This is a genomic window from Thalassococcus sp. S3 (assembly GCF_004216475.1).
GTDB lineage: Bacteria > Pseudomonadota > Alphaproteobacteria > Rhodobacterales > Rhodobacteraceae.
This window is the reverse complement of sequence record NZ_CP022303.1, coordinates 1,096,543-1,120,343: the sequence shown is the minus strand read 5'-3', so window position 1 is coordinate 1,120,343 and position 23,801 is coordinate 1,096,543. Positions and strand designations below refer to the sequence as shown.

The following is a 23,801-nucleotide window of genomic DNA, read 5'->3' as shown; positions in this document are numbered from 1 at the left end:
ATGGTGCAGCACCTGACCGACCTGACCGAGACCGCTTCGCAGACGGCTGGACCTTATGTCCATATCGGCTGCACCCCGAATTTCGCCGGTATCGAAGGCATTTACAAAGAAGACCTCGGCCGCCAGCCCTACCCCGAAGATGCACCGGGAGAGCGCATTACGATCACCGGACAAGTTCTTGACGGGCTTGGCGTTCCCCTGCGCGATGTCATGCTGGAAAGCTGGCAGGCGGGCGCGGACGGCACCTTTGGTCCCGGCGCGCAGGGTTTTGCAAGACTGGCCGCAGATCAGGAGACGGGGATCTGGACGCTCAACACCATCAAACCTGGCCGCGTGGGCAACCAATCTCCCCATATTGCGCTTTGGATCGTGGCACGGGGTATCAATATCGGCCTTCAGACCCGGCTTTATTTCGAGGGCGACGACCACAGCGACGATCCGGTCCTGAACCGGATCGAACATCGCGACCGGGTCAGGACCCTGATGGCAAGGCCCGAGGGACAAGCGACCTGGCGGTTCGACATTCGCCTTCAGGGCGACGGCGAGACTGTGTTTCTGGATATCTGATGCGCCGTTTTTCGTGTTATCTCAGGGCATCAGCCTGTCTGCCTCATCCACGGACCCGCGCCTGATGGCGGGTGCGGTGCAGGACAGTCTGCTCTTCTCGGATCTCTTTCCGACAGGTGATGTCGGACGGCTTTTTTCAGACACGGCAGCCTTGCGGGCCATGCTTCTCGTCGAAGGGGCGTTGGCCAAGGTGCAGGCGGCGCAAGGCATCATCCCCGAGGTAAGCGCCCACGCGATCCAGCGTGCGGCGATGGAAGTGCAAGTGGATCCCGCGGCGCTGACCGCGGAAACCGGACAGAACGGGGTTTCCATTCCCGCTTTATTGCGCGTTTTCCGGCAGGAAATGCAGGCCCCTGAACATGCGCAATACGTTCACTGGGGTGCGACGTCGCAAGATATTATAGATACCGGCCTCATGCTGCGTCTCAGACAGACACTTGCCCTTTTCGAGAGCGACTTAAAGGCGGTTCTTCAACGCCTTGCAACGCTTTGCGAAGAAAACGCCTCAACACCGATGCCCGCACGAACCTACGGCCAGCCCGCAACGCCAACAAGCTTTGGCGCCGCGGTGGCGGAATGGGGCGCGCCCCTTCTGGCCCTTTTGAACGAGCTTGAAGATTTACGCGCAAAGGCTTTGCTTGTCTCACTTTCCGGCGCTGCAGGAACGGCCAGCGCTTTGGGGCCTGCCCCTGCAGAAACCCGCGCCGCACTTGCGGATGCGCTGGGGCTGGGCGACCCGGGGCGGAGTTGGCACACGGACCGCACACCGGTTCTGAAGGTCGCGGATTGGGCGGTCAGGCTGTGTCTTTCTGTGGGTAAAATTGGCGAGGATGTTCGAAACTTCGTAGATCCGAATGCGGGCTTTGTGCGCCTGGACGCAGCTGGATCGTCCTCGACCATGCCGCAAAAGCAAAATCCCGTTGCTGCGTCGGTCCTAATCGCCACGGCACGGCATGTGATCGGCTTGAACAGCACCCTCCAAGGTGCCGCGATCCATCGCGATCAGCGCGACGGGGCGGCCTGGTTCACCGAATGGATGTGCCTGCCCCAGATCCTTCTGGGCACGGCCACATCCTTGCAGGCTGCCCTGCCCATGCTGGAGCAGCTTGTGCCGCAACCCGCACAGATGGCGGCCGGGTTCGATCCTTTGGGCCTGATCCATGCAGAACAGCTTAGCTTTGCGCTGGCCGCGCGGATGCCACGCCCGGAGGCTCAGGCCGCCACCAAGGCGCTCTGCCAGGAGGCATCGAAAGACGGGGTGACATTGCAAGCACTTGTCGCGCGGGATTGGCCGGAGCTGGAGATCGACGCGATCTTTGATCCCGCGCGCAGCCTTGGAAACGCGCCGGATGATGCACAGCGCTTTGCCCGCAAGGTGCGGGAAACCCTGGCGGGCCATACGTGATCCGCCTGCCCGTTCTCTTCATCATGACGAACGTGATGCTGGATGCGATGGGCATCGGGCTGATCGTGCCGGTCATGCCCGACCTGATCCGCGACATAGAAGGGGGCACGCTGGCCGGTGCGGCCGTCTGGGGCGGCATTCTTTCAACGATCTATGCCGTGATGCAGTTTCTCTTCGGTCCCACACTCGGCAGCCTGTCGGACCGGTACGGGCGTCGGCCGATCCTTCTGATCTCGCTCGGGTTCATGTCGTTGAGCTACTTCCTTATGGCCACCGCCGGAAGCATGATGCTGCTGATCGTGGCCCGTATCGTGGGCGGCATCACGGCGGCAAGCTACGCCACCGCAAGCGCTTATATGGCCGATATCTCGAAACCACACGAAAAGGCCGCGAATTTCGGACTGATCGGAGCCGGCTTCGGAGCGGGATTTGTTCTCGGCCCCCTGATCGGCGGCTTTTTGGGAGAGCTGGGACCCCGCGCGCCGTTCTATGCAGCGGCGGGGTTGGCGGCGCTGAACACCGTCTTCGGCTTTTTTGTCCTGAAAGAGACGGTGACAGACGCAATCCGCCGCCCGTTTGACTGGCGGCGGGCCAATCCGCTGGGCGCCTTTCGGCAGGTGGCAAAACTGCCAGGGATCGGTCACTTGCTGGCCGTCTATTTCATTTATCAGGTAGCCTTTAACGTCTATCCGTCGGTCTGGTCCTTCTATACACAAGAGCGATTTGGCTGGAGCGCGCAGACGATCGGCCTGTCGCTGGCTCTGTTCGGGATCATGATGGCCATTGTGCAAGGCGGTCTGATCCGGCTGGTGTTGAGATGGTGGGGAGAGCGGAGGACCGTTATCTACGGTCATGTCTTCGACATTCTGGTCTTTGGCCTGATTGCGATCATCAGCAGCGGAGCGATTGCCCTGGTTCTCACCCCGCTCGCGGCCCTGGGCGCTGTCATCACGCCCGCGCTTCAGGGGATGATGTCACAAAGGGTTAGCAACGACGCTCAAGGGGAACTTCAGGGGGTTTTGGGCAGCATGAACGCTTTGGCGACCATCCTTGCGCCGCTGACGATGACCTCCACCTTTGCTCTTTTCACGGCCCCCAACACCCCCGTTTACCTGCCCGGCGCACCGTTTTTGCTGTCGATGGTTCTGGTGGGCGTGGCGCTGGTGATTTTCGCAAGACGGCCGTCTGGCATGACTTAAACGCGGCGTCGCATGGCGCTTTCCGACTTGCGGGCCTGCAATGCTGCGGTCAACGTCGACATCAAGACCTGGACGAGGGAAGAGCCCATGCAAACCATCAAAGCCGCCGTATGCCATGATCACGGCGCCCCGCTTGTGATCGAGGATATCAAACTCGCGGCCCCCGCAATGGGCGAGGTCGAGGTGACCCTAGATGCGGTCGCGATCTGTCACTCCGATATCTCGTATGCGGAAGGCGCTTGGGGTGGGCATCTGCCGGCGGTTTACGGTCATGAAGCCGCGGGCCAGATCACCGCGATCGGCGACGGTGTGTCGAATGTCGCGGTGGGCGACGCCGTGGTGGTCACGCTTATCCGGTCCTGCGGAACCTGCCCGACCTGCGCAAGCGGCAAACCCACCGTCTGCGAGGGGCGCTTTGACACGACAGCGGGTCCGATCACGACCGTAGACGGCAGCAAGGTCGATCAGGCCATGTCCTGTGGCGCCTTTGCCGAAAAGGTTGTGGTACATCAGGGCCAGATCGTAAAAATTCCCACCGAAATGTCCCGCCCCGCCGCATGTCTTTTGTCCTGCGGCGTGATCACCGGCGTCGGCGCCGTAGTGAATGCGGCGGGCTTGCGCGCGGGTCAGGACGTGGTCGTGATCGGCGCCGGGGGTGTCGGGCTGAACGCGATACAAGGCGCAAGGATCGCCGGGGCGAGGCGGATCGTGGCGGTGGACATGACCGAGGAGAAGCTTGAGATCGCCAAAAGCTTCGGTGCGACGCATGGCGTTCTGGCAACGGACAAGTCGCCCTGGCGCGCGTCCTACAAAGCCTTGGGCGGGCGCGGCGCGGACGCAGTGATTGTCACGGTGGGTGCCATTCCCGCCTATGAACAGGCGCTGCGCTATCTGGGGCGCGCGGGGCGCGCGATCCTCATCGGGATGCCGCATTCGGGAGCGAAAGCAACCTATGAACCGGTGATGATGGCCGCTGTCGGCCAGGGCCTTATCGGGTCCAAGATGGGCGATGTGGTCATCCAGCGGGATATTCCCTGGATGGTGGATCTTTATCAGCAAGGGCGGCTCAAGCTGGACGAGCTGATTTCGGGAACCTGGACCCTCGATCAGATCAATGAGGCGATCGCGGACACCAAGACAGGCGCGGCGAAGCGGAACGTGATCGTATTCGAGAGATAACCGGGTCACATTGACGGTATTCGGGATCCAGACGGGAGGCGTGGGGATGAAGCTGCAGGACCTCGACATCATCGTGACGGCGCCCCCCGCCCCCGGATGGGGCGGTCGGTACTGGATTTTGGTCAAGCTGACGACAGCCTGCGGGATCGTGGGCTGGGGCGAATGTTATGCCGCTTCGGTCGGGCCCGAAGCAATGCGTGCGGTGATCGGGGACGTCTTCGCACGGCACATGCAGGGCGAGAATCCGGAAAACATCGAATTGATGTTCCGGCGCGCCTATTCCAGCGGGTTCACGCAGCGCCCGGATCTGACCGTGATCGGCGCGTTTTCGGGTCTTGAGATCGCGTGTTGGGATATCCTGGGCAAAGCGCGAGAGCGTCCCGTCCATGCCCTTTTGGGAGGCCGGACCAATGACCGCATCCGCGCCTATACTTATCTTTACCCTCTGCCCCAGCACGACATCAACGCGTTCTGGACCTCGCCGGATATGGCGGCGGAGGCGGCGGCGGATTGCGTGACACGTGGCTACACCGCGGTGAAGTTCGACCCTGCCGGCCCTTACACGCTTCGCGGTGGGCATATGCCCGCGATGAGCGATATCTCGATGTCCGTCGCCTTTTGTCAGGCGATCCGGGACGCTGTCGGCGATCGGGCGGATCTTCTCTTTGGCACGCATGGGCAGTTCACAACGGCAGGCGCGATCCGGCTGGGCCAGGCGTTGGAGCCGTTCTCACCGATGTGGTTCGAAGAGCCGATCCCACCGGACAATACGGCAGAAATGGCGAAAATCGCCGCGTCGGTCCGCATCCCGGTCGCCACAGGTGAACGGCTGTGCACGAAGGCAGAATTCGCCCCTGTCCTGCGCGCTGGCGCGGCAACGATCCTGCAGCCTGCACTGGGGCGCGCTGGCGGCATCTGGGAGATGAAGAAAGTGGCGGCGATGGCCGAAGTCTACAACGCCCAGATGGCCCCTCATCTTTATGCGGGTCCGGTGGAATGGGCCGCGAATGTGCATTTCGCGGCATCCATTCCGAACATTCTGATGGCGGAAACGATAGAGACACCGTTTCATGACGCGCTGATCAAAGGTTCGATCCAGGTAGAGGACGGCTTCATCACCCCGCCGGATACGCCGGGTCTGGGCATTGATGTGGACGAGGCGCTGGCGCGCGCCCATCCCTATCTTGGCGACGGCCTTCATCTGGAGATGCAGGAAGCACCCTGTGATTATGTCAACGGCAATGCCTTTCAGGGGGGCGCACCGGTCAAGACAGGGTGACAGGGCGTGACGGCTCCGCCAGAATGCCAGAAGGAGGAGCGTTCATGAAGCCTGACACCCCATTTACCGGACCAGATGTCTGCGCCTTGCCAGCGCGGGAAGTCGTGGCGGCCTTGCGCAAGCGCGAGATCTCTCCAACCGAGGTTGTTGCCGCCTCGGCGCAACGGATCGCGGATGTCGAACCGGCGGTTAACGCCATGCCAACGGTCTGCGCGGAGCGGGCAGAAGCGAAGATCGCGGAATTGGGCCAAGGAGAGGCGGATCACGTCGGCTGGTTGGCGGGCCTGCCCATCGGCATCAAGGATCTGAACGCGGTCGAGGGTGTTCGCACGACCTGGGGCAACCTGACGCTGAAAGACTTCGTACCAGACGCGTCCGACCCGATGGTCGAGCGGCTTGAAGCCCGCGGAGGGTTGGTTATGGGCAAGACCAACACGCCCGAATTCGGCGCGGGCGGGAATTCGACCAATCCCGTATTCGGCGCAACCCGGAACCCATGGGACACACGGATGAATGCCGGGGGCTCGTCGGGTGGAGCGGCGGCCTCTCTGGCAACGGGAGAGGTTTGGCTCAGCCACGGCTCCGATCTGATGGGATCCTTGCGGACACCGGCGGCGCATTGTTCGGTCCTGGGGCTACGCCCGTCACCGGGACGATGTGGCGGAGGGCCGGGCAGTGCGGCATTCCTGACCGAAGGGCTTCAGGGGCCGATGGCCCGGGATGTTCGGGATCTGGCGCTCTTTCTGGACGCTATGACCGGGTATGATCCGCGCATGCCGATCAGTCTGGACGCTCCGGCCACATCCTTTCAGGCGGAACTTGATCGACAAAGCAAACCTCCACGGATCGCCTTTTCCGAGGATCAGAACGGTTTTGCAGCCGTAGAGCGGGAAATCCGGACCGTTCTAAGAGGCGCCATGGAGGAGGTCATGAAAGCCGGTGCAACGGTCGAGGAGACCTGTCCGGATCTTCCCGATCTCAACGAAACATATCTGGCATTGCGCGGACTTCACTATGGTTCTGTCATCGCATCCCTGCCCGAGCCCGTGCGCGCGGTTTTTGGAGAGCGGTTGTCCGACAACGTCGCCTATGCCAAACGGCTGACCGCCCAGGCGATCTATGATGCCATGCGCGCGCGCACCACGCTCTACGAGATCATGCGCGGGTTTCTGACCCGCTTTGACGTTCTGGCCATTCCCGTGGTCGGCATCGCACCGGACCTCGTCGAACATGACTATCCGCGTCATGTCGACGGGGCCGAGATTGGAACCTACGAGGATTGGCTACGCTTTTCATTTCTTGCCACGACCACCCTGCTGCCCGCCTTGTCCATGCCAGCGGGGTTTACCGCAGGTGGCTTACCTGTCGGCCTGCAGCTTGTCGGCCCTCCCCGCGGCGAGGCGGTGCTGCTGCGCACCGCCCTTTTCATCGAGGAGGCCCTGGATCTGGGCAACAGGCCAATCGACCCCGTCATCCGGCACTAAGCGCGCCAAGGCTGCGTGCCGCGGCCAAAAACCCCTCGCGCTGGCGGGGCGAGGCGTTGCGGATCGTCGCGAGATTGCGAATGTGGCGGACGTTCAGCCCGCAAAAGCCCAGGATCTGCTTGCGGAGGATCCTTGGCCAGGCCAGCCGATAGACCAGTCGGAAATACCACGTCGGCGTATCCGACGTGATCAGAACATCCGCGTTACGTCCCGCGAGAAGACCGTCTGGAAGCGCCTTGCCCTCGACATATCTGAACGCGATGCCTGGCTTGAAGATCCGGTCAAAGAGGCCTTTCAGCTTGGCGGGTGCAGACCCCCACCAGAGCGGATGCACCAGGATGAAATGATCGCACCATAAAAGAGCGTTCCAGAACGCCTCCAGATCCGGCTCCAACGGCTGGTCCACCTTATAGGCGCCGGTCAGATCCGGATCAAAGCGCATCTCGGACAACCTGAAAATCCGCGTTTCGGCATCCTTGGCACGAGCACCCTCTTCCGCCTCTCGGGCAAGCGCTCCGCAAAAGGCGGCCCCGTTCGGGTGGCCGTCCAGGATCAGGATCTTGCGCGTCATACGTCACTCCAAAAATTGACTGCGGTCATATTTTTGATTTGCTAGATTAAAATTTGACCACGGTCAACTTTTGACGGAGGACGATCCTGAAACACGCACAAGCCCGCAGCCGGCAGACACGGGAGCGTATTCTGGATGCGGCGGCACAGCTGGCCGCCCGGCATGGCTATCGCAGTGTGACCACCGATATGATCGCTGAGACCGCAAATGTAGCGAAGGGAACCGTCTTTGCTCATTTCGGAGATCGCAGTCATCTGCTGGCGGCCCTGGGGATTCGGCGGATGGACGGCATTGTCACCGATATTGCGTTCACAGAAGCTGATCCGGTCAGCCGGATCGTCGAAATCTATCACCCGCTTCTCAGCTTCTTCGTGGACACACCGGATTTCGCGCGGCTCTTTATCGATCAATCCGCCCTGCCCGACGGACCGATGAGCGCCGCGTTCGCGCAAAGTTGCCATCAGCTAGAAGAAGTCGTGGCGCGGGAACTGCGAAAGGTCGCGCAAGATGGCGATGAGCAGACATTGTTGACCAACGGGGCACAGGCCTTCTTCCTTCAGATCGTGACCTATCGGCTAGGCGGATGGATCAAGACGGATGACGAGGCGCTGGCGCGTCTTCGAACCGCCCTGGACCGCTGGATCAACGGGCCTGCTCGATAAGAAATAGGGCCTTTGAAGGCTTCGGTCCTCAACCGACACCACACCGACATGCGGTATTCATGATCCGTTCATTTAAGGATGAAAGGCCGTTCATTTTGCCGAAATGTGGTTGCAAGGGACCCTGCCTAAGTTGGTGTCATCAACAAGGTTACCCCCGAACGGAGATTTCGAAAAATGACACTGAACACCGCCATCCCCGCCCAGGCCAAATGGACCTTCTCCACCCGTCGTGTGAACCGCGACGACGTGGCCTCGCTCGACCCGAACGTCACCTACGCCACCGCTGGCGATCTTGTCCTGTGCCGCATCACCCAGTTGGGTCAGCACAAGAAACTCCAGCTTTCGGACCAGCGCTATTCCCTCAGCTACCCCGGCGATGTGTTCGTGGCCTGCGTGGGTGACCGGTATGCCCCCGACCAGTTCGAAGGACGCGCCGAACTCTCTCCCGACGGCGTTGATCTGATTGCTGGCGGGGGCATTGTGGGGCTCGTCGAAACGGCCCATGGCCGGATGAACCGTCCGACACAGGTGCAGCCGCTGGGTCTTCTGGTCGACGCGGCAGGCGAAGTGATGAATGTCGCCCGCTATGCCATGCCCCACCAGACGATCCCCGACGATGTCACGGTACTGGGTGTCTTCGGTGCCTCGATGAATGCAGGCAAGACCACCGCCGCGGTGAGCCTGGCCCATGGCCTCGCACGGGCCGGGTTCAACGTGGCGGGTATAAAAGCAACAGGCACCGGTGCCTTTGGTGATTTCAATGCCTTCATGGATGCAGGTGTTCCCGTCACCGACTTTACCGATGCGGGCATGCCCACCACTTACCGTATGCCGATGGAGCGGATCGAGCGTGGGTTTGAAACCCTTGTCGGCAACGCGGCGGCTCAAGGCGCCGAGATCGCGGTGGTCGAAATCGCCGATGGCGTCTTTCAGCGCGAAACCTCCGCCATTCTCGAAGGCTCCCCCATTCTGAAGCGCATGGATGGATTGATGTTCGCCGCTCCCGATGCCCTGGGATCCGTCGGAGGCGTTCAGGTTCTGCAAAGCTACGGAGTTCGCCCGATGGCCGTATCCGGCATGGTCACATGCTCCCCCCTGGCCACCCGGGAAGCCATGCGCGCCACCGGAGTGCCGCATCTGTCGCGCGCCGAATTGTGCGACCCCGTCAAGGTGATGAGCCTTGTTTCCCCACTGATGCGCCGCGCCGGCCTTTTGCAGAAGACAGCGGCATGACCCACGTTCCCGCACCACTCAGCGAGGGCCGCGCACGCAGCGTGGCCCTCGTCGCCGCCATCGGCATCCTGCAAGGGATCGCCATGGGGATCGCGGCCTTCGCAACGCGCGATGCCTTCGCGGCCCTGCATCAGGCTCAATCGCAACGCCCGCTCACCCTGGCGATCCTGGTCGGAGCGGGCGTTGCTGTTGCGCTTCTTCGTGTTCTGGCCCGGGCGCGCGCCGAATCGCTTGGCCAACATTATGCAAAGTCGCTCAGACACCGTCTTTATGACCATATCGCCGGCATGTCCGAATCCGATCTGGCCAAGCGGCGCACCGGCGCACTCTCTCTGCGCTTCGTCGGCGATCTGTCGGCGGCGCGGGGCTGGGTTGGCCTGGGGATCACGCGCCTCGTCTCGGCCGTGGTGGTGCTTCCCGGGGCCGCGCTGGTGCTTTACCTCTTGAACCCGTACCTCGCGCTTGCCGCCAGCCTGCCGGTTGCCGCCTCACTTTTGCTGGCGTTCGGCCTGGCCATCGGTCTTGAACACTACCACCGCCGCCTGCGCAGCCGACGGGCCCGGATCGCCATCAACATGATGGAGCGGATCGCCCAGGCGCCGGATCTCGATCTGGCCGGACGCACGGGCAAGGAACTCGAAGTGCTGGACGAGAACGGCGACAGGCTGCGCCAGCAGGCCACCGCCCGTGTCACGCGAAGCAGCCTGCTGCGGGCCATCCCCCAGATCGGGGCCGCCCTTGGCGGCGTGGCGATCCTGTGGGCCGCGGCCCGGCCCGACATCGCCGCCGCGGAGGCGGCAGCGGCCCTTGCGATGCTGGGGATCCTGATGTTGCCATTGCAGGAACTTGCAGGTGTCTGGGATCGCTATTGCGGCTGGCGCGTCGCGCGCGAGAAATGCGGAAAGTTGCTGGCGCAACCCAGCACCCGGCGCCTGTCAGAGCGTCAGGGTCGGCCGGTATCCGTCACCCTGGACAATGCCAAATTGCGGGCGCTGACCGTGAATGCCGTCTTGCCGGCCGGCTCGCTCACGTTCGTCTCCGGCCCGAACGGATCCGGCAAATCCAGCCTGGCCGCGATGGTTGCCGGCCTCAGCCCGCCGGAACAGGGGCACGTTCTTTATGACGAAGGACGTGTGGCGCTGCCCTCGGTCGCTTATGTGCCGGATCGTCCCGCGATGCTTCGCGGCAGCTTGCGGCGGAGCTTGTCCCTTGGGCTTTCGCCCCGCCCGTCCCGCCGCAAGACCGATCGTGTCGCGCAACAGATGGGACTAGGCGGCCTGCTGTCACGGATTGGAGGCATTGATGGCAGCCTGCCGTCCGGTGCGTCGGTGATATCGAATGGCGAAGCGCTGCGAATCGCGCTGGCCCGCGCTATTCTCTCGCGCGCCGACCTGATCGTTGTCGACAACGCCCAGCTTCGCGCCGACCCCGAGGGCGCGCTGCTGCTAAAACGCTTGCGCACCAAGACGAAGGCGACGGTTTTGGTCACAGGTCCGCGCATGACAGGCTTCACAAACGCAAGAACACTTGTATTGGCGGACCGCCGCGCCATCCTGTCCCATGATTGACGTGCGAAACAAGATTGGAGCTATGCCTTGCGCATCCTTAGTCTGGTTAATCTCTATGCGATTGTGATGCTGATCCTCGTTCTGGGCGGCACCGCGATCTCGATATGGACGACCAATCGCGCCGCTTATTACAATGACCGCATCATGCTTGCACATGCCAGCTATGAGGCACATCTGAAGCTGGCCAACGCCACCTACCGTCTCTTCAAGCAATATGGCGACCGGATTTTGATCGGCGGCGAAGGACGGACCTTTGAACGCGCCGTCCTGATCCAGGAGATCCGTGGCAACATCACCGAAATCCGCCAGATCATCGGCGAGGAGATCGACCTTGTCGGCGAAGAAGAAATCGACGAGCTGGCAACGCTGGCCTTGCTTGAAACCAAGATCAATGGCCTCATTGTCAAATTCAAACAGATCACGTCGCAAGGCGCGCCGGAGGTTCTGGCCCAGAACTGGTCCGGTCTGTCGCTGATCCTAGACAACGAGATCGACCGCGATTTCCAGTCGTTGATCGAAGCGGCCTTGGCCGAGGAGCTGGAAGAGACCGAGGAAACCCGGCTCGCGGCCAAGACACACGAGAAATTTGCCAACCGTCTGGCGATCAGCTTTGCCTTGCTGGCAATCACGTTTACCGGCTTTGCGCTTTGGAGCTACCGCTCGCGCATCCAGAGACCGCTGCACCAGCTTATGTCCGGCGTCGAGATGTTTTCGGCCGGACACTTCAACAAGGTGATCGGGCTGAAGGGGCGCGATGAAATCGCCCAGGTCGCCACCGTGCTCGACGATATGGCGGCCCAGGTCGAGGAGCGGACACGCTCACTGGAAAGTCAGAACGCCAAACTGGAAGACGCGGTGCGCAGCCGCACCGTGGAACTGGAGCGCCTTCTGGAGGATGCCCAGACGGCCGAAACCAACCGGCGCCGTCTGATGGCCGACGTCAGCCACGAGCTGCGGACGCCGCTGACCATCATCCAGGGTGAGACGGAGGTCGCATTGAGAGGGGCCGAGAAGACAGCAGAAGAATACCAGGAGGCCCTGCGCCGCGCCCGCGATACGGCCAAACACACGAATCGACTGGTTGATGACCTGCTCTTCATCGCCCGCCGGGAGGCAGGTGTCGCCAAGCTGGACCTGCAGGAGGTCGATCTGGCCAGCTTGATGACCGAGACCCTCTCCATGGTTGCGCCCTCGATCCCGTTTGTCACCACGATCAACAACGCACCGACGCGGGTCGATCCGATGCGCATCAGACAATGCATCATCGCTTTGCTGCAGAATGCCCGACGCTATGGCGGCGATCAGATCGAGGCGCGGCTTGACGCCACGCAAGACGGCTTTGTGCTGTCGGTCGCGGACCACGGGCCCGGCATGTCGGATGCGGAAAAGCAGCAGGCCTTCAGCCGTTTCTTCCGCGGCTCCAACGCGGCGGAGGATTATGCCGAAGGCACCGGGCTGGGCCTGCCGGTTGTGAAGTCCATCGCCGAAGCGCATGGCGGCTCGGTCGCTCTGGCGGATGCCGAGGGCTCTGGCCTGGTCGTAAGCATCCATTTGCCGGGCCGCCCCCGTCTTCAGGCGGTTTCATGAGCATCATAAACCCGGATTAAACTCTGGTTTATGGGCCTAAACCCCTACGATAGCATCAATTATATAAACCCCGAGCGCATAGATTTGGGCCCGTCTGATTGCTTTTTGTCTGCCCAGACGGAACTGCAATTGGACGGACTGATGAATATTTTGCTTATAGAAGATGAACTTCGCGTGGCCGATTTCATCCGGCGGGGGCTCAAGGCGGAAGGCTGGCAGGTAGAGCACGCACCCGATGGAGAAACCGGTCTGGAACTGGTCGGGGCTTACCCTTTCGATGTCGTGGTCCTTGACCTGATGCTCCCCGGTATCTCGGGGCAGGATGTCTGCCAAAGAATGCGGGCGCGCAAGAACCACACACCGATCCTGATGCTCACAGCATTGGATTCGACGGATGAACGGGTTGCGGGCCTTAAACTGGGCGCTGACGACTATCTGCCCAAGCCCTTCGACTTTGACGAGTTGATCGCCCGGATCGAAGCGCTGCGTCGCCGTGCGCACGAATTCTCGAAAGGCGCCTCTGACGATGTGCTGGCCCATGACGGCCTGAAATACGATCGCAGCGCCTTGCAGCTGAGCGTTGACGGGCAGGAAGTGACATTGTCGGCAAAAGAGCGCGAGCTGATCTCGATGCTCATGGCAAGTCCGGGGAAAGTCCACAGCCGCGAGCGGATCCTGAATGCTGTCTGGGGCACTCAAGAGGATCCGCTCACGAATGTGGTCGATGTATATATCGCCCGGCTGCGCAAGAAGATCGCGCCCTACGGCGATCTGATCAGCACCGTACGGGGCGCCGGATATCGTTTTGGAAAGTGACTAGTTCGAGACGTAGCCGGCAACCACCTGCAACACCTTGAAGGCGGTTGCCGCATCGTTCTCGACGACGGCCAGGAACTCTTCGGCGCCAATGCGCAGGCACATCAGATCGGTCTCGGCCTTCATGTCCAGCGCGCGTGGTACGTTGCGGATCAACCCAAGCTCACCAACAAGGGTGCCTGGGCCCACCTTGGCGATCATCTCGTCCTCGGTGTCCGGCTTTGGAAGGTAAAGGCCCGCCTCCCCTTCCAAAACCATATAGGCCCCGTCAGAGGGATCGTCGTCCTTGTAAAAGACGTATTCCCCGGCCGGCGCCCGGTACCAGCGCGCGCCGAAAGCCAGTAGCCGAAGCTGCCTGCGGTTCAGGCCTGAAAACAATGGTGTCTGTTCAAGCGCGCGCAGCTTGCGCGCCAGATCCGCACTGGCCGCGCTGTCTGTCGTTTCTTCGGCTTCACGCTCGTCGCGGATGATCCGCCCCTGTTGGATCTCGATATATGTGTCAAAGCCTTCGGGATCCTCAAACCCGCTCGCAAGATAGATCAGCGTCGTCTCTGGCAGCAGTCGCCGCAGATTTTCATGCACCGACCCCTCGACATCCGGCTCAAACCGGACCAGGGCGCCATCGAGGATCAGGATATCGGGTCGTTTGATCGTGGCCCGGCAAAAGGAAAGCGGTTCTGCGAAAAGAGCAGGCAGATTTGCGCCCCCCAGGGCAATCGGCATGTCATAGATCAGTTGAATGACGAGCGACTTAAGTCCCTCTTCCACCAGAATATCGGCAACGATCTTGCGCAACTCATCGGCCTTGGCGCCGGCGGCATCCGATATCTTTCCAAAAAGGGCGTTCTCCAGAACCGTGAGACCCGGCACGAAAAGATCCGGTTCCAGGGGCGTGTAGACCTCGGCCAGCGCCTCTCTCAGCTCCGCAGAATGCGCGGCCCTCAGTTCCAGCAACCGTGTCTTCATCTCCTCGGGGAAAGCCGGGCCGATCTGTTCGGCTGAGATGCGAAAGGGAATGGTCATCAGAAGGGCAAGCTCCTTGTCGGAGGCCCCCTTCGGATTGCCTTTGCCGAGCAGCTCAACCGCGCGTTCATAGGTTTGCACCTCCAGACCCAGCTTGCGGAACAGCGGATGATCGGTCCCGTCAAGACCGAAGATCTGACGCAGCAGCTCGACCACTTCGCGCGTGAGACCCAGCAGGTCTTCATCAAGCTCTAGCGCGCGCAGAAAGTCCATGAATTCGGTTTCGTTCGCGAGGACCTCCTCGGTGATCGGGCGCAGCGGCGTGGCAAAGATCAGGTTGTCCGCGACCGGAAGGGCGGGATTGTAGCGGTCATCTTCAAACCGGTAGACGTGCCGGGAGAGCCCAGCGGCGGCCACCGCGTCCTTCACCTTGCCGCGCAGGGCCACAAGGTGTTCGGCCAATTCTGGATGGGCCTTCGGGTCGAACCGCTGATCAAGACCACGACGAAAGAGCGCGGTGCCTGTGCCAATCCCGTCCAGAAGCGAAATCCACCAAGCCCGCAGCTCTGCGACATCGGCCGCCCCGGCCCGCGCAGGATCAAGCCACTCCGCCTGCAATGCATCGATGCTGTTTCCCGCGCGCTCGGCTTCGACGATGCTTGCCGGATCGACACTGTCCGGACGCGGCCCCGTCTTCAGCGGCATCATCATATTGTCGGCAAAGGTGCCCTGAAACAGGATCGGACGGCCCGTTGCATGGCCAATCCGCGCGGCGATCACGGATTGATGCAAGCCTGACATCTCGTGTCCGGCGACCAAGACCTTCCCAGAGGACGGCGTGACTTCGCGCGTCAAAACCTCCGCCATGGCGCGGCGGTCCTCTTCGCTGGGCGCTGCTATCCCGACGACCGTCTGTTTCGGCAGGGTCACATTGATGTCTTCCAGAACCGCATTGCCGTCCGCGTCCCGCACCGTCACCCCGTCGAGAACGATATCTCCGTTCAGGCGCGGCGCGTCCTCCTCCACCCCCTTGAACAACGCCTCATCGACCATGCCGTCGGGGGCAAACCGCTCGATGATGATCTCCCAGCGTAGGGACATGTCCTGGACCTGGTTGTAATAGGCCAGAAGCTCCTTCCAGGGGCTGGAGAGATCCTTGTAAGCGGCCAGAGCGGCGACCAGTGCCCCCAAAGTGACGCTGCCCTGGATGACAAGATACCCGCCCACCGAAAAGAAAAAGAAAGGCGTCAGTTGGGTGATGAAGTTGTTGAGAAACTTCATAAAGAACTTTTTCTGGTAGATCTCGAACCGGATCTCGAACAGATGTCCCAGCCGGTCCGTGATCATCGCCAGCCGATAACGCCAACCGCCATTGGTGCGCAAAGCCGCCGCGCCGGCCGCACTTTCGCCGATCTCGGCTGCCAGCCCGCGCACCTGGATCACCCGCTTTTTATTGAGAAGGTTGATTTGGCGCTGAAGCTTGGGGATCAGCCAGGCTTGCAGCGGGATCAGCGCGCAGGCTGCAAGACCGAACCAAAAGCTTTGCAGGAACAGGAAGGTCAGGATGGTCAGCATCTGACCGGCCTGCAAGACCGGCTGGGCAATCGCATCGCCCATAAGACCGCCCATCGGCTCCGCCTCTGACGTGACCATCGACACCAACTCGCCCTGACTGGTCCGTTCGAAATAGGGCTGCGGGAACCGCAGGATGCGGGCGATCAGCGTGTACCGAAAGCGACGCAGCAACCGCTCGGCCAGCACGCCCTTCATCGTGTTGATCCGCATTTTCAGCAGACCGTGGGCCAGCACGGCAATCAGAAAGCCACCGCATAGGATCGCAAGGAATTGGACCTGCTCGAATTCCATCCCGTAAACCCGGATCGGGGTCTCGGGGGCGTCGATCGCGTCGTTGATGATACGCTTTGGCAGTTCCAGCGTGAGATAGAGCAGCGGAAACAGGAGCGATGTAACGAGCAACAGGATCAGTTGATCGCGCTTGGAGTATTTCCAGATGAACGAAAACAGCGTGCGTTCTATGGTCTTGGTCCGATCTGGTTCTTAAACATCGCGGAAACCGCCTTTGGATAGCGCAGGTTAGCAAAAAACGCAAAACTCAAGCGCTGCTTAACACTTGCAATCGTAAGGAATTGACAGAATATCTGTTGCGGGGATGTGCGCCGTGAAGAAGACGGAGCCATTGGCACGGCCAAAGCCAGGTGCCGATGACCGGAAAGGAGACGGCGTGTGACCGACGCGATCAAAGCAGTTCTGATCCTGCTGTGCCTATTGCAGTTCAAGCACATGTTCGCAGACTACTTTCTACAAACGCCCAAGATGCTTGCGGGGCGTGCCACCTATTTTCATATGGGGCGGGCGCAGCATGCTGGCGTTCACGCGGTCGGGTCGGCCCTTGCCCTGGTGATCGTGGGCACCTCACTGCCCCTTCTGCTTTTCCTGATCGTGGCGGAGTGGATCGTGCATTTCCACATAGACTGGGGCAAGGCCAGCTATTCGGATGCCAAAGCCTACACCCCCGCCCAGGCCGGTTTCTGGCGCGCGGCCGGATTTGACCAGGCGCTTCATCAACTGACCTATATTGCCATGGTTTGGGCATGGGTGGAGTGGCCCTAGGCTGACATCGGTACGGCTGGGCGGACGGCGGCAAAGGCCGGGACAGGATCGGCATAGCCTTTGAGAGGGATCGGGTCGAGCGTCTCAAAATAGATCTCTGAATGGCCAATGCTGGCGTCACGTGTCGGGGCATCGACCAGCACCTGATCGGCATCCGCCTTGCTGCACAGGCGCGCCGCACGGTTCACGGTTGATCCCAGCACGGTAAAGTCCATGCGTTCACGCGCGCCCATGGCGCCCATGACCACCTCGCCCGATGCCACCCCGATGCCCACATGCAGATCGTAGTCTGGGAATTCATCGAGTAGCTTCATCATGGCTTCGGTAATCTCGACCGCACAGGAGGCCGCGCGCTGTTCCATGTCGGCGCCTTCGAAGACGGCCACAAGTGCGTCGCCGATAAACTTGTCCACATCGCCGCCGTGGCGCTCCACGATATCTGTCTGCGCATCGAAGTAATGGTTCAATGCCTCGATCACGACTTCGGGCGGAACACGTTCCGAGAATTCGGTATATCCCCGGATGTCGGTGAAAAGGACCGAGACCCTGCGCCGCTCGCCGCCCCGCGACATGCCCTCCTCATCTGCTTGCTGGATCGCCGAAACCGTCCCACGCGAAACGAATTTCATAAGTTCCAAGCGTTCCCCCAGATGGGCGATCATCTCGTTGATCCGGGTGGCGAGATCTCCGATCTCGTCTCTTGTGCGCACATTCTCGACCCGCGCGGCAAAGTCGCCGTCGCCGACACGCTGGGCCACCTGCCCGATTTTCAGGATTGGCCCCGTCAACTGGCGTGCGAAGATCAAAGCGACAGCGCTGGCCACCGCAAAGCCGATCAGACCGACCAGCAGGATCTGGCGGGTGATGGCGTTGACTACGGCATAGGCTTTGTCTTCAGAAAGCTCTGTCACCACGGCCCATTGGAACCAATCCGGAAAGGCATAGGCGCCCAGCATCGCCGTGCCATCGGGACGCGTGTAGTTTTCCAGAGCATCCGCACGCGCACCTGCGACGATCAGAGGCAATGCAGATTGCACAATCGAGCGGTCGGTCAGCAAATCGATATCTGGACCCAGAACCGTCCGCCCGGCATGGTCGATCACCGTGATCTCGCCGCGCTGACGAAACGGGTGGGTCTCCACCAGACGCCAGAGCGACGAAAGCTCGATCTTGGCCGAAAGGGTCACCTGCCGCCCCGCGATCTGGGTTTTGAGCGGAAGTGCAAGGGTTGCCATCCAATCGCCGGTTTCCGGCAATTGGGACACCAGGGGACGCCCGTACTGTCCCGTGCTTTCGATACTCCGGATCAACTGGCTGGACGTGGTAAGCGCGTCGACCGGATCCAGCCCCGCCGCGACCAGACGGTCGGCAAACGCCTCATCCGTCGCCAGGATCGGCAGGGATGAGCCGTCAACGGTCAATTGCAACGCCACGATATGAGGCAACTCCTGCAGACCGAGCGTCAGCAGAGAGACCTTTTGCGGGACGCCCAGCTCATCGCTGTCAACGCCGTTGCGGATCACCATCAGCGGCGACAGCCAGCGGCCCTGAAATGTGCTATCGAATTCGGTTCTCAGTTGCGCGGCAACGGTCGTGAGGTCTTCGTTAGCCGCCGATTTCAATTCGTCCCGGGTCAGCGTGGTCAGGTTCTGGCCGACCAAGGCAAGGGGCGCAACAGCGATCAGCGTTGCGAACAGGAAGAATTTCAGACGCAAAGGAAACCGCATTGAGCAAAACCTTGCTTCTCACCCTTATGTTACGCGCCGCGGCGGCCTCTCCGCCGCGGGCCTGCACAGACTATTGCCGTGGCAGGGCCTGGACAGTGGCAGTGTCGGTCGCCACGCCACAGGCAAGCCCCGTCGTGTCCTGCGCCATGACCGTTACAGTGTAAGTGCCCGGGGTGCTATAACTGTGTCGCGCCACGGCACCCGATGCTTCGGCACCGTCACCGAAATCCCAGCTCAGGCGAAGGCCCTGACCATCCACATCCCGTGCGGCCCCCGCATCGAAGCGGGCAACATCATGGGCGGCACCAACGGGCACGGTCAGATCCGGCCCGGCATCAACCAGCGGCGTGGAATTCACCAGCAAGGCAGCCGTATCGGTGCCGATGCTGCAGGCCGATCCACTGTCATCACGGACTGTCAGGCGCACATCGATGGGCCCGCTTTGCTCAAAGGCGCGCTCGACCTGCTCCCCGCTCAGGGTGACGCCATCGCTGAACTCCCAAAGCCACTCAACGATCTGTCCGTCCAAATCGCCGGATCGCCCGGCATCGAAGGTCACGGTATCTCCGGGACAAACGACGCGGTCGGGGCCGGCCAGCGCCGTCGGGGCCGAGTTCACACGGACGTAAACCTCCTCGCTTCGACGCGCATTGGGCAGTCCCGTCCCGTCATCCAGCGTGGCCCGGACAGGAAAGAGACCGGACTGGGCAAACCGATGGCTGACCGAGGGGCCTTCCGCCGTCCGGCTCTCTTCGAAAAGCCAGCTCACGGCGGTGCCCTCCGATGCCTCGATAGACCAGGGCACATCGACCGCCGGACAAACCGGCGGCGGTGCTTTCAGCCCTGCGCGGGGCGCGGGATTGACCATGACCGTCTTGCTGGCCAGCACCGTGCTGTTGCCGACACCCGCATCGTCGGTCACAGAAAGGGTGACGGTGTGATCGCCCGGCTCTGCAAAGCGATGCGCGGCGCGGATGCCTTGGGCGGTTGTACCATCGCCGAAAGCCCAGACAAAACCGGTGATCGCCCCGTCTGCGTCGAATGAGGACGCCGCATCAAATATGATCGCGTCGCCGGTGGCCACACGGTCCGGGGCTTCGATGACCGGCTGAGGCGCCTCGTTCACGATCACCTTTCGCCTGACCTCAATCGTACTACACCCGGGATTGCCGCCGGCCAGTTGCACCGTGACCGCTATAAAGTGTTCGCCCGGTTCTGCGAACGTATGGCGCACGTCATCGCCCGTCGCGGTTGCACCGTCCGAGAACGTCCAGTCAAAGCCAATCGGCGTCGCTCCCCCCAGATCACTTAACTGAGCCTTGAAATCCGCAGGCAGGCCCGCTGCTGCCCGTTCCGCACCGCGGATCTGCAATTCGGGTGCCGCAACCACTTCGACATTCACGACATCGGTATCGAGCGGGCTGCAAGCGCCCATGGCCTCCCCGGTAATCGTGAGGGTCACGGCATAATTGCCCGGCGCCTTGAAAAGGTATTCCGGGCGCTCACCGCTTGCGGTTCCGCCGTCGCCAAAGGTCCAGGAGAACGCGTTGACGGCGCCGTCGGCATCGGTCGATCCCGACCCGTCAAAGCGCACAGGCTGGTTGGTGCAGACCGTCATGTCCTTCCCGGCATTGGCCAGGGGACCTTCCCGCACCAGTGCGGCGATCCGGTCGATATCGCTGCCCCAAGAGGTGCCCGTCTCGTTCTGGATCCTGAGCGTGACGGGATAGACCCCCGGCTCTTCATAGGTCTTGGTCGGATTGATCAGGTCGGACCCGCTGCCATCGCCGAAATCCCAGGAGTAAAGCAGCAAGCCGCCGTCGGGATCGAGGCTTCCGGAGGCGTCAAAAAGGATCGGCTCCCCCGAGCAGACATCGCGATTGCCGCCGGCATCGGCGACCGGACGCGCCTTAATGGTGACGGTCGTGGCATCAATCGCCGTGGCATTGGACAGGCCCGTGCCGTCATCAACGCGAAGCGTCACCGGAAAGACACCTGAACGTGGATAGGCATGGTCAACGACCTCCCCGAATGCCGGGGGCGAGCCGTCACCGAAATCCCAGCGATAGATCAAGGCGTCGCCATCGGCGTCGCTCGACCCCGACGCATCCAGGGTTACGAAAAGAACCTCCGTTTCGATCGGCGCACCTGCCTCAGCTACCGGAGGATGGTTCACCCGGATCGTCTTGGTGTCGGTTGCCGTGGCGTTCAGCACACCGCTGTCGTCCGTGACCACCAATTGCGCCGACCAGACACCGGGCGTCTCGTAGGCGCGTTCGACTGCCGCGCTGTCCAGAGGGGCGCCCAGATCGTCGAATTCCCAACGATAGCTGGAGAGTTCACCGTCCGGATCAAAGGAGTGACCGGCATCAAAAAGCACACTTTCACCCGGCGCGATGAGCAAATCCGCCCCCGCGACGGCCACAGGCGGCGCGTTCACGGTGACAAGAACTTCGGATTGATCGCTGGCAGCGCCACCGCGAAAGTCATCATAAACGGTCAAACCGATCCGGTGCAGGCCCGGCTCGTTTAACGTGAAGGAGGCCCGTTGCCCGCGCGCGGTGCTGCCATCCGGAAAATCCCAGACATATTCGGCAATGGCGCCATCGGGGTCGACGGAGGCACGGCCATTCACAACGAATGTCTCACCCGGTGCCACGGTCTGTGGCGGCCCGGCATCGGCGATTGGAACGGAATTCACCGTCACCTGCATCGTGTCCCGGTCCTGGTTGAGAGGGGCGCCGCTGTCATCGCGAACCAAAAGCGCGACCTCATAAATCCCCGGACGGGCATAGGCATGGCTGACGGTTTTGCCGGATGCAGTCGCGCCATCCCCGAAATCCCACTCCCAGGCGGTGATCTGCCCGTCGGTGTCGGTCGATCCGCCGCCGTCGAATATCACGTCGCTTGCGGTTACGAACTGATCCGGCCCCGCATCCGAAACGGGGGCCGCGTCCACGACGACTTGCAAAGTGGTCTGTTGCGTGGCCGAGGCGGTTCCGCTGTCATCAGTCACCGTGAGCGTGACATCGAAGAGACCCGGACGCGTCCAGGCATAGCTGACCGTCTCTCCCTCTCCGGTGGCCCCATCGCCGAAATCCCACATATAGGTCAGGATCTCGCCATCGGCGTCGCTCGAAGCACTCGCATCAAGTTGCGTGGCTTCGGAGACCGAGACGGGTCGCGAGGGCAGCCCAATGACCGGTTCAGGCGGCGCATTGACCACGACGAGCATGGTATCATCGGCCAGGTCATTGCTGACGCCGCTGTCGTCCCGCACGGTCAAGCGGACTTCGTATGTGCCGGGCGCAGTGAAAGCATGGGTCACGCTGTCGCCCTGAAGCGCGGTGCCGTCCCCCATATCCCAACGGTAGTCGGCAATGCTGCCGTCCACATCATAGCTCGCACCGCCGGCAAGGATAACCGGCTGGCCAACGACGGTAATCTGATCGGTCCCCGCTTCGGCGACGGGTTGGGAATTGACCACGACTTCACGTGTTTCCACACCGAAATTGCAAGGATGATCGCTGTCATCCTCCACCCTCAGAACCGCGCGATAAGAGCCGGGCTGGTCATAGCGGGTCTCTGCCGTGGGCCCTTCGGCACTGTTACCGTCCCCGAAGGTCCAGAGATAACGGGTGATCGGGCTGTCCGACGCAACGGACCCGGTGCCGTCGAAGATCACCGCGTCGCCCGGCGCAACCACGATCCGATCACCCGGGACCGACACCGGGGCGGAGCGCACGTGAACCGGCACGGACACGGCCTGGCCGCGTCCAGGTCTTGTCCCCGCCTCCGTGACCTGCAATTCGGCGACGTAGCGGCCCGGCTCATCATAACGATGAGCGATGACCGGAATTGTCGCGCTTTTCCCATCCCCGAAATCCCAAAGGTAGGACAGCGGCGCCCGCCCCGTGGATCCACTGGCGTCAAATGCCACCGCACGGCAATCGGCCAGCGGACGGCCTGTCGCGAGGGCGGTCGGGCGTGCGGGATCGGGCGCCTTGGCAGGTGGCATCGACAAGGGAACAGGCGCGCCACTGCCATCGAAGACCGAGACTGTCACGTCGTTCGGCGTCTCAAATCCACCCGACAGGCTCAGCGCGAGATTGGTTTCCGATGTCTCGACCGTATCGATGCTCCAGAAGTCCTGACCAGATGCGCGGACGGGCAGATCGGCGAAATCGGTAACCACCGAAAGCGTTCCGTTGGCGGCATCGAAACTCTGCACCGTGAATGGCCCGCCGACTGAGCCGTCAAAGCGCACCCGTGTCGGCGGGCGATCTTTCAGCCACCGGATCGTGGGCTGGTAGGCAAACATCGCAAGACCTTCGGGCGGGCGATCCCGGTCGCGGGCCAGACTGACGCCGACGGAAAAGCCGTTTCCATCGTCACCACCCGTCCCCTGCACGTCGATCCGGAAATAGGCGCGACCATCTATGATTTCGCCCTGGCGTGCCCGTAGCGTTGACAGGGTGACCCACCTGCCATCTGTCGCCCGATCATTGGTATAGACCTCTTCGCGAAGCATCTCTCCGGGTCCGGTGACAGGATCGCGGTTCACGCGTGGCGCCCGTGCGCCGTCTTCGACCTGGCTGGGTCGGTCTGCCTGCGAAAAGGCTCCCTCACCGCCAAAAAGGCGGAATGTCGTGTTGGCGTTGCCCGTGCCGCCATAGGTGAAATCCGAACTGCCGGACACTTCGGGGTCAAAAATCCGGACGAACAGACGCTCCGACATCTCGGCGGGCACGCTAAAGAAGATCTGCTCGCGCCTGTCGACGTCGCCTTCGCGGCTGGGCGCGGCGGAGCCGTAGACGACAAGAAGCCCCTCGGTCGGAGCGTTGGACTGGGCCACCGCCTGAAGCGGCAATCCCGCCAGCGCGATGCTTACCAGAAACGCAAATGTCGATCTTGTCGCCATGCCAAACTC

At 61.8% G+C, this 23,801-nt stretch carries 16 protein-coding genes; 12 read left to right on the top strand and 4 right to left on the bottom strand.

Translation table 11 applies throughout. The features are described from left to right. The 6 genes from pcaG to CFI11_RS05665 all read left to right on the top strand — a co-directional run bounded on the left by pcaG (position 1) and on the right by CFI11_RS05665 (position 7,113). A complete protein-coding gene (gene pcaG, locus CFI11_RS05690) occupies positions 1 to 567 on the top strand; it encodes a protocatechuate 3,4-dioxygenase subunit alpha (protein ID WP_130403921.1) in 567 nt (188 codons plus the stop codon). Positions 568 to 631: 64 nt separating this feature from the next. Then, positions 632 to 1,972, top strand: a complete 1,341-nt coding sequence (locus CFI11_RS05685; RefSeq protein ID WP_130403919.1) for an adenylosuccinate lyase family protein — start codon at positions 632 to 634, stop codon at positions 1,970 to 1,972. After that, positions 1,972 to 3,171 (top strand): TCR/Tet family MFS transporter, encoded by a 1,200-nt coding sequence (locus tag CFI11_RS05680; RefSeq protein ID WP_130409936.1) that lies wholly within the window; start codon positions 1,972 to 1,974, stop codon positions 3,169 to 3,171. Before CFI11_RS05685 ends, CFI11_RS05680 begins: the two co-directional genes overlap by 1 nt. A gap of 87 nt (positions 3,172 to 3,258) precedes the next feature. Further along, complete coding sequence (locus tag CFI11_RS05675) at positions 3,259 to 4,350, top strand: Zn-dependent alcohol dehydrogenase (RefSeq protein ID WP_130409935.1); 1,092 nt, start codon at positions 3,259 to 3,261, stop codon at positions 4,348 to 4,350. A gap of 46 nt (positions 4,351 to 4,396) precedes the next feature. After that, positions 4,397 to 5,629: a mandelate racemase/muconate lactonizing enzyme family protein gene (locus CFI11_RS05670; protein ID WP_130403917.1), complete on the top strand. Its 1,233-nt coding sequence runs from the start codon at positions 4,397 to 4,399 to the stop codon at positions 5,627 to 5,629. A gap of 44 nt (positions 5,630 to 5,673) precedes the next feature. Beyond that, on the top strand, positions 5,674 to 7,113 hold the full coding sequence (locus CFI11_RS05665; RefSeq protein WP_130403915.1) for an amidase: 1,440 nt from the start codon (positions 5,674 to 5,676) through the stop codon (positions 7,111 to 7,113). Here the strand turns inward: CFI11_RS05665 and CFI11_RS05660 are convergent. Then, positions 7,100 to 7,684: an NAD(P)H-dependent oxidoreductase gene (locus CFI11_RS05660; protein ID WP_130403913.1), complete on the bottom strand. Its 585-nt coding sequence runs from the start codon at positions 7,682 to 7,684 to the stop codon at positions 7,100 to 7,102. The two genes, CFI11_RS05665 and CFI11_RS05660, sit on opposite strands and share 14 nt — an antisense overlap. 83 nt (positions 7,685 to 7,767) lie before the next feature. Between CFI11_RS05660 and CFI11_RS05655 the strand changes: the two genes are divergently transcribed. The 5 genes from CFI11_RS05655 to CFI11_RS05640 all read left to right on the top strand — a co-directional run bounded on the left by CFI11_RS05655 (position 7,768) and on the right by CFI11_RS05640 (position 13,550). Continuing rightward, positions 7,768 to 8,346, top strand: coding sequence for a TetR/AcrR family transcriptional regulator (locus tag CFI11_RS05655; RefSeq protein ID WP_130403911.1), 579 nt, complete (start codon positions 7,768 to 7,770; stop codon positions 8,344 to 8,346). A 174-nt stretch (positions 8,347 to 8,520) separates the two neighbouring features. Next, a complete protein-coding gene (locus tag CFI11_RS24255; protein ID WP_165390191.1) occupies positions 8,521 to 9,579 on the top strand; it encodes a dethiobiotin synthase in 1,059 nt (352 codons plus the stop codon). After that, positions 9,576 to 11,147 (top strand): ABC transporter ATP-binding protein, encoded by a 1,572-nt coding sequence (locus tag CFI11_RS05650; protein WP_165390190.1) that lies wholly within the window; start codon positions 9,576 to 9,578, stop codon positions 11,145 to 11,147. Before CFI11_RS24255 ends, CFI11_RS05650 begins: the two co-directional genes overlap by 4 nt. Positions 11,148 to 11,174: 27 nt before the next feature. Further along, entirely contained in the window at positions 11,175 to 12,734 is a 1,560-nt protein-coding gene (locus CFI11_RS05645) for a cell wall metabolism sensor histidine kinase WalK (RefSeq protein ID WP_130403907.1), read from the top strand. A gap of 141 nt (positions 12,735 to 12,875) precedes the next feature. Beyond that, positions 12,876 to 13,550: a response regulator transcription factor gene (locus tag CFI11_RS05640; RefSeq protein WP_130403905.1), complete on the top strand. Its 675-nt coding sequence runs from the start codon at positions 12,876 to 12,878 to the stop codon at positions 13,548 to 13,550. Here the strand turns inward: CFI11_RS05640 and CFI11_RS05635 are convergent, their stop codons facing one another. Beyond that, positions 13,551 to 16,496, bottom strand: coding sequence for an ABC transporter transmembrane domain-containing protein (locus tag CFI11_RS05635; RefSeq protein WP_130403903.1), 2,946 nt, complete (start codon positions 16,494 to 16,496; stop codon positions 13,551 to 13,553). 261 nt (positions 16,497 to 16,757) lie between these two features. Between CFI11_RS05635 and CFI11_RS05630 the strand changes: the two genes are divergently transcribed. Further along, positions 16,758 to 17,144 carry a DUF3307 domain-containing protein gene (locus CFI11_RS05630; protein ID WP_130403901.1) on the top strand — a complete coding sequence of 129 codons (387 nt, stop codon included), beginning with the start codon at positions 16,758 to 16,760 and terminating at the stop codon, positions 17,142 to 17,144. Here CFI11_RS05630 and CFI11_RS05625 read toward each other — a convergent pair. Continuing rightward, the gene (locus CFI11_RS05625; protein WP_130403899.1) at positions 17,141 to 18,871 is read right to left on the bottom strand and encodes an adenylate/guanylate cyclase domain-containing protein; all 1,731 of its coding nucleotides are present in this window, start codon (positions 18,869 to 18,871) and stop codon (positions 17,141 to 17,143) included. The two genes, CFI11_RS05630 and CFI11_RS05625, sit on opposite strands and share 4 nt — an antisense overlap. Before the next feature lie 70 nt (positions 18,872 to 18,941). Further along, positions 18,942 to 23,792, bottom strand: a complete 4,851-nt coding sequence (locus tag CFI11_RS05620; RefSeq protein WP_165390189.1) for a PKD domain-containing protein — start codon at positions 23,790 to 23,792, stop codon at positions 18,942 to 18,944. Positions 23,793 to 23,801: the final 9 nt, after the last annotated feature.